At 42.1% G+C, this 6,637-nt stretch carries 4 protein-coding genes and 2 pseudogenes; 2 read left to right on the top strand and 4 right to left on the bottom strand.

What is annotated here, in order from left to right; genetic code table 11:
* A pseudogene (locus IQ224_RS20160) lies at positions 1-165 on the bottom strand (ISKra4 family transposase); the annotation flags it as partial.
* 96 nt (positions 166-261) lie between these two features.
* Here IQ224_RS20160 and IQ224_RS20165 point away from each other — a divergent pair.
* A pseudogene (locus tag IQ224_RS20165) lies at positions 262-396 on the top strand (ISAs1 family transposase); the annotation flags it as partial.
* 282 nt (positions 397-678) lie between these two features.
* Here IQ224_RS20165 and modB read toward each other — a convergent pair.
* The 3 genes from modB to IQ224_RS20180 form a co-directional block, all read right to left on the bottom strand.
* On the bottom strand, positions 679-2,517 hold the full coding sequence (modB, locus tag IQ224_RS20170) for a molybdate ABC transporter permease subunit (protein ID WP_002745801.1): 1,839 nt from the start codon (positions 2,515-2,517) through the stop codon (positions 679-681).
* Positions 2,518-2,520: 3 nt separating this feature from the next.
* Positions 2,521-3,318, bottom strand: a complete 798-nt coding sequence (gene modA / locus IQ224_RS20175) for a molybdate ABC transporter substrate-binding protein (protein ID WP_002745800.1) — start codon at positions 3,316-3,318, stop codon at positions 2,521-2,523.
* Between the two features lie 946 nt (positions 3,319-4,264).
* Entirely contained in the window at positions 4,265-5,209 is a 945-nt protein-coding gene (locus tag IQ224_RS20180; RefSeq protein WP_036401735.1) for a hypothetical protein, read from the bottom strand.
* A 189-nt stretch (positions 5,210-5,398) separates the two neighbouring features.
* On the opposite strand from IQ224_RS20180, the gene IQ224_RS20185 reads away from it, so the two are divergent.
* Complete coding sequence (locus tag IQ224_RS20185; RefSeq protein ID WP_002745796.1) at positions 5,399-6,355, top strand: glycosyltransferase family 2 protein; 957 nt, start codon at positions 5,399-5,401, stop codon at positions 6,353-6,355.
* The last annotated feature ends 282 nt before the right edge of the window (positions 6,356-6,637 follow it).

A 6,637-nucleotide genomic window follows, 5' to 3' on the forward strand; every position in this document is an offset into this window, starting at 1 on the left:
AAAAAAATTGCCTATGGCAGGACCCAATGTAGTCAGCCAATGGTCTCGCAGGGCGGTTTCAATGCCCTCAAAGCTACGTAGTTGTTCTTCTGGGGTATTATCGACTAGAATTTGAGCAATGGCTTTTAAATGTTGATCTAGTTGTTCTTTTTGGTCTGTATTCATGATTCTACCGTTTAATTGTTTCTCTTTATTTTGCCTTAGCTAACGTTTTTAGTCTCTAAGCATTTCTACTTATTGCAAAATTGGGATGCTCCCAGGCAAGTTGCCAGCAATTGGTCAATTCTCACAACCATAGGATTGAATCTTTTCAGAGGTTTGGGTTTTCTCTCAATAACAGAGGGACAGATGTGGTTAGCTGAACGTTGGGAAAAACTGATAGTTTTATCGACGTAAGAAGCAGAAAAATTAGGTAAATTAACAGGATGTACTCTCAGAAAATTTCAAGAGAGATAGGCTTTTCGTGGCTTAGGAACAAGCTTTATCAATCTATTCATAATAAATATTGGCAGAAGATTAAAGATTAGTTATTATGACTAACTCTTTTGATTAGAAAAAGATAAACTTGAGAATCTTCGATCAAATTTATTGACTCAAAATCAGCTATACTTAATTTAAATGAAACAGCCCTACCCTTGATAAGGGGGGTGTTTGACAACTTAGCATCAAAATCTCTGTTTATTTTAATAATAATAAACGCTGGGGAGATAAAGTAACAGTCCAAGGCAAAGCTTGCTCCTTAATTTCCAACCATTTATCCTTATATAACTCTGCTTGGATATGAAAATCGCGGTCGTGGTTGGAGGGTTGATTAAGTTTCAGATAGAGAGTCACCCGATGGGGGCCTTCAATGGCATTAGCTAACCAACAGGGAAAAGTATTAATATCGCCTAAATCTCGACCAAAAATAATTTGATGGGCGCGAATTCCCGTATAGGCTAAATAGTCGGGAATTCCGGGGAAGGTGTGTAATTTAACATCCCAATCAATGGCTTCCAATTGTTGATTATTAATAATTACAGCACGGGAAAAATTCTTACAGCCGGTAATCTTGGCCAAACTAACGCTATCTGGTTGCTCGAAAATTTTCTGTTTAGAATTATTAGCAATTGCTCGCCCTTTTTCCATAACTAATAAATTCTCACATATTCGATAAGCTTCATCCATATTATGGGTAACAAAAATTGTCACGCCATCGTAATTACTTAAAGTTTTGATCATCTGACGTTCTAATTGAGCGCGTAGATGGGTATCAAGGGCAGAAAAAGGCTCATCTAATAATAAAGCTTCTGGACGACTAGCTAAAGCGCGAGCGATGGCGACTCGTTGCTGTTGTCCCCCCGATAATTGATGGGGATAACGGTTTTCCATACCAGGTAACTGCACTAATTCCAATTGGTTGGCAATCTGCTGTTTAATAACTTTTTTAGATAAGTTTTTCGAGAGACCAAAAGCGATATTTTCTGCCACGGTGAGATGGGGAAAAAGGGCATAATTCTGCACCACAAAACCGATGCGACGCTGACGACTGGGGAGATTAATTCCCTTTTCCGAATCGAAGAGAATGCGCCCATTTAAGACAATACGGCCCCTTGAGGGCGTTTCCACACCAGCCAGCGATCGCAAAATCAGGCTTTTTCCCGATCCCGAAGCCCCTAATAGTCCTAGTGGCTGATTTTGGCAGTTAAAAGTGACCGAGAGGTTAAAACCGGGTAAATATTTCTCTATATCAACAAATAAGCCTATTTTATCCCTATAATGCTGATTTTCAGCTGCTAAAAGGGCAAAATCGCGACCCTCCCAGGATGGCAGCCAGTCCTCCATCTCGTTAGGTTTGCTTTCTCCCAGTCGTCCTAATTGCTGTTTGCGTTGACTTTGCCAGAGATTAACGGCGATAATACCCGATAGGGAGATTAATATGATAATAAACACCCATATCCAAGCCTCGGTCATCGCTCCTGCTTCCACAGCGAAGAAAATCGCCATCGGGATAGTTTGAGTTTGCCCCGGAATATTACCGGCTAACATCAAAGTGGCCCCAAATTCCCCCAAAGCGCGGGCAAAAGCTAGGGTTAATCCTGCTAATACCCCGGGGAAGGAGAGGGGCAAAAGTAGGCGCCAGAATATTTTCCCTTCCGATGCCCCCAGGGTGCGGGCAACCTGTAAAAGATTGGCATCCACCTGTTCAAAAGCGCCGAGGGTGGTTTTGTACATCAGGGGAAAAGCTACCACCGTCGCGGTGATAACGGCGGCATACCAAGTAAAAACGACGCGAAAGTTAAATAGGTCTAATAACTGTCCTAATGGTCCGTTTTTGCCGAATAGGAGCAGTAAAATGAAGCCTAGCACCGTCGGGGGTAAGATTAAAGGCGCGACGAAAACTGCCTCGATTAGGGATTTCCACCGTCCACGATAGCCCAACATCCAATAAGCGGTGGCAATACCGAGAAAAAAGATGATTATCAGGGCAATGGTGGCGGTTTTCAGGGATATCCATAGGGGGGAAAAGTCTGGCATTGTTTATCTGGCTATTCCGAAGCCGAATTTTTCAAAAATGTTTTTAGCGGCTGTCCTGGTGAGATATTGGGCGAAAGTCTTGGCAGCTTGCGGGTTTTTGCTGGCTTTTATCACAGCCATCCGGTAAATAATCGGAGAATGGAGATTATTGGCAGCCGTAGCCACTACTTTTACTTGGTCGGAAATTTTGGCATCGGTGATGTAAACAATGCCAGCATCGGCGTTACCAGTCTCTACAGCGGCGAGAACATGACGGACGGAGTTAGCCAAGACCAGTTTTGGTCTTATTTGCTCTAAAATGCCGAGATTTTTCAAAACTTCTTCGCTGTACTGACCGACGGGAACGCTGCGCGGTTCACCCACGGCAATTCTTTGGACATTACTGTTAGTCAGGGAAGGAAAATCGCTGATTTTTAGGTTTGAATTCTTGGAAACGATTAAAACTAGGCGATTAGTGAGCAGTTTTCTTCTGGTACTTGTATCGATTAAACCAGCTTTTGCTAAAGCGTCCATTTGCTTAGTGGCAGCCGAGAGGAAAACATCGACTGGCGCACCCTGTTCGATTTGCCGTTGCAAAGCTCCCGACGCACCGAAGTTATAGTTAACTTTAATGTTACTATGGGCTTTTTCAAACCCCGGCTTGATTTCTTCTAGGGCATCTTTGAGACTAGCGGCGGCGGAAACTAGAATTGTCTGGGTTTGCGCGGTGGCGATAGTAGATGAAAAAAGGTTTATTCGTAGAGATAATAAGCAACTAAGGACAATTGAGCCGATAAAAGCCAGAAAATATCGTCTTTTCATCAAGATTGATAGCAAGCGATCGATATTTATATTTCTATCACAACCAATCCACCGCCCAAAATCTGTATCTAGGGTTTGCGGCAAAAAGTTTTCCGTGGAGCGTGGGGTGTGGGAAGTCAGGATAAGTAGGATTGGCTGAATATCCAGCAATTCTCATTTTGAAATAAATAGAGCATTAACCCCGATTTTGGAAGGCAAAATATAGTAGAAAGTGACTATTTTTCAGGGACAGGCGATCACAAAAAAAACAACTGGTGGGACAAATTAATTAGGGTCTGCTGAAAAAGTTTTTCGGTGGTGGCAGGGTGTGGGGTGTGGGGTGTGGGGTTTTACCAGTTTTGAGGTGGCCAATTACCTAATTTTCAGGGAAAAAGTACCTAAATTTACCCCCGATCACTCCAATGGTCAGCACTTTTTGAGAGAAAAAAGGTTTTTAGATTTATTCAGCAAACTCTAATTATAAATACTCAAGCAATCAAAGGGATTGGCTGAGAACGAACGGGGTTAATTCGGGAAGATAGTTCTGTTTTTAGAATAGGGAATTCAAGGGAAATAAAAATTTATAATTAAGTAGTCGTGCAAAATAAATTTCCTAGTGAAGAAAGGCAAAAGGCAAAAGGCAAAAGGCAAAAGGCAAGGGGGGGTTAGATGTGTGTAATTAATTTTGCTTAGGTACTTATTGTCAGCTAAGGTAAAATGGGTGACAGCACGTCAAATTATTCGGCTCTTCGTTACTTGTTATGGTTCGATAGGGGGGCATAAATCGACTAAATCCTTATCTGGCAAGAGACTTAATTGATTAGTTCCCTCTAGATAAAAAACAATTGACAAAAATCGCTAAATGCCTTTCTCTATAAGAGTTTCATTCCTTATAACCCTGTACATTGCATCAGACAAACCGAAGAACCGCAATTTAATGTTCTGATAGCCTTGGGATGATTCAGAGCTAAACCCACAGGTCAAAAATTAAATCATAAAATCCCGCTTGTTTGGCTGGAAAATCACCCCTTTCTATCCTAGCAATAATTGATGGTAAAGCTGCGATGAAAGCAGGGCTTCTCTCTTTCGGGTGTAGACTCCAAGCTCTAGGGTTGGTGAGGTTAATCCTCAGATAATCCGTCTGTTTGAGCTTCTCAGAAACCATAATTTCCCAAGAATCTAATTTTCCCTTTCCAGTCCAGATATTTAGGGCTGTTTTCATCCCTTCTGGCCAATTTTTTACAAACTGCTGCCGATATTCATTATACCAGATGATAGGCAGGGGTAATAACTCATCAAACCGGTTACATTTGAGCAAATATAGGCGACTTCCAAAATATTTAAATTCATAAAAACCTTGAGGATTTAATTTGCCCGTATCTGATTCACAAAACTTACCATCAGAGGTGGGCGGTCCTGTCATAGGACGGACAAACATAATCCGAGGATTTGCTTCCATCAGATCAATTCCTTCAGCAATCCATTTGTAGCCTGGCTCTTGGTACATCATCATATCGCTATCAAAATGCAGCAGATAGTCACTCTGACATTCTTCTATCTTAAAAATCGAGCCAAGGATCGGATAGCCTTTATAGTTATGAGTAGGTTTTATGGCACTGCCGAAATGTTTTAGATATAATCGTTCTTGATACCTGGAATCGTAATTAAAATCTACAATCCGGTCAACCACACCCTTGTGCAGCAAAGTTTGTGCACATTGGCGTAAGTCTTCCATCGTACCAATACCAGGACGATCAACTTTTTCCCCACTCAAAGCAGCCGTGTCTATGGCTAACACTTTTTCTTGAAAGGGAAAATTACACATCTTAACTATATGGGGGATAGTAAGCATCATAAATGGTAAGTCAGTCCGCGCTACAAAAAACCAAAGCGAACAAGTAGGAGATGCCATTAATCTTGCCTCTAACCATTTAGATACGGGACGGGGCTTATTATAACATCTTCACAGCTTTTTTACCCCTTTTGGCAGTTTAAACCCCACCCCAGTTCCTAGTCTTATAGAGTTAGTTGACAAGACTGGGATTTGTGAGGTAATTTTTTAGAAGATGCCCAACTGGGACGATTGATCTCTAAGTATTTTATGACTTTCCCCTTTGTCTCAATTATTATTCCTGTTTTTAATGATGTAGAGGGTCTGAAAACTTGCCTAGAAGCTCTTGAGCGACAAATATATCCTACGGACGATTGGGAGATCGTTGTTGTCGATAACGAGCCCGATGATAGCATTAAAGATTGCGTGGCTCGATTTCCTCGAGCCTCTTATCTGGTGGAAACCATCCCCACGCAATTTGCTGCCCGCAACACGGGGATTAGGGAATGCCGGGGTGAAATCATTGCTTTTACTGATGCTGACTGCCTTCCCGATGCCCACTGGCTGAGAGAGGGGGTAGAGGAGTTGATCAATACTCCTAATTGTGGTTTGGTTGCAGGTCATATTGAGGTTTTTCCCGAAATCGAAGGCAAAGCCAACGCGGTTGAGCTTTTTGAGATGATTACAGCTTTACCCCAAGAAGAATTAGTTACGAAGATGAAATTTGGCGCAACTGCTAATATTTTTACTTTTAAACAGATTTTTGAAACCGTAGGATTTTTCAATCTCTCTCTTCCCTCGGGAGGAGATTTAGAATGGGGACGGCGAGTTAGTAGCGCAGGTTATCAAGTAGTTTATGCCCCAAAAGCCCTAGTCAAACATCCTGCTCGCAAAACTTGGCCTTCCTTAAGGTCTAGAACCATAAGGGTCATGGGGGGATTGCATCAGATCAATTTAATCAGTTACCCCCATCGGTCTAATTTAAACCGTTTCCGGGGCTTAATCGGTGATATTTGGCGAGATTGGCCTAACCTGAACGATCTTCTGGCTATCTACAAAGATGCCAGAATTCCCAACCAAAGCGATCGGATCAAGGTGGTCTTGGTTACTTTAGCGGTAAAGTGGACGAGGATTTCTGAGAAAGTTAGGCTGTTTTTAGGGGGAGGATTAAAGACGGACTACAATAGAGATTTACAAGCAGTGGGTATTAAGTCAGAAAATATTTGATCTATAGGGGTTTTCCTTAGCCTGAAGTCAGTTCTTATACCCTCTCTTTAGGAATCGGCAGAGGAGTTGTTTACGTCTTATTTAGGGCTTGCTGAATAAATCTAAAAACCTTGTTGGATAAGACTTTTAGACTTTTTTCCCCTCAAAAAGTGCCAGCCATTGCGGGGATCGGGGGCAAAATTCAGGTACTTTTTCCCTGAAAATTAGGCAACTGACTACCTCAAAATCGGTAAAACCCCACACCCCACACCCTGCCCCCAGGAAAAGCTTTTTCAGCAAACC

This window comes from Microcystis sp. LEGE 00066, from assembly GCF_015207925.1.
Taxonomy (GTDB): Bacteria; Cyanobacteriota; Cyanobacteriia; order Cyanobacteriales; family Microcystaceae; genus Microcystis; species Microcystis ichthyoblabe_A.

Coding starts and splice junctions, on each gene's coding strand:
- modB (WP_002745801.1), bottom strand. CDS start 2,517: ATGCCAGACTTTTCCCCCCTATGGATATCCCTGAAAACCGCCACCATT.
- modA (WP_002745800.1), bottom strand. CDS start 3,318: ATGAAAAGACGATATTTTCTGGCTTTTATCGGCTCAATTGTCCTTAGT.
- IQ224_RS20180 (WP_036401735.1), bottom strand. CDS start 5,209: ATGGCATCTCCTACTTGTTCGCTTTGGTTTTTTGTAGCGCGGACTGAC.
- IQ224_RS20185 (WP_002745796.1), top strand. CDS start 5,399: ATGACTTTCCCCTTTGTCTCAATTATTATTCCTGTTTTTAATGATGTA.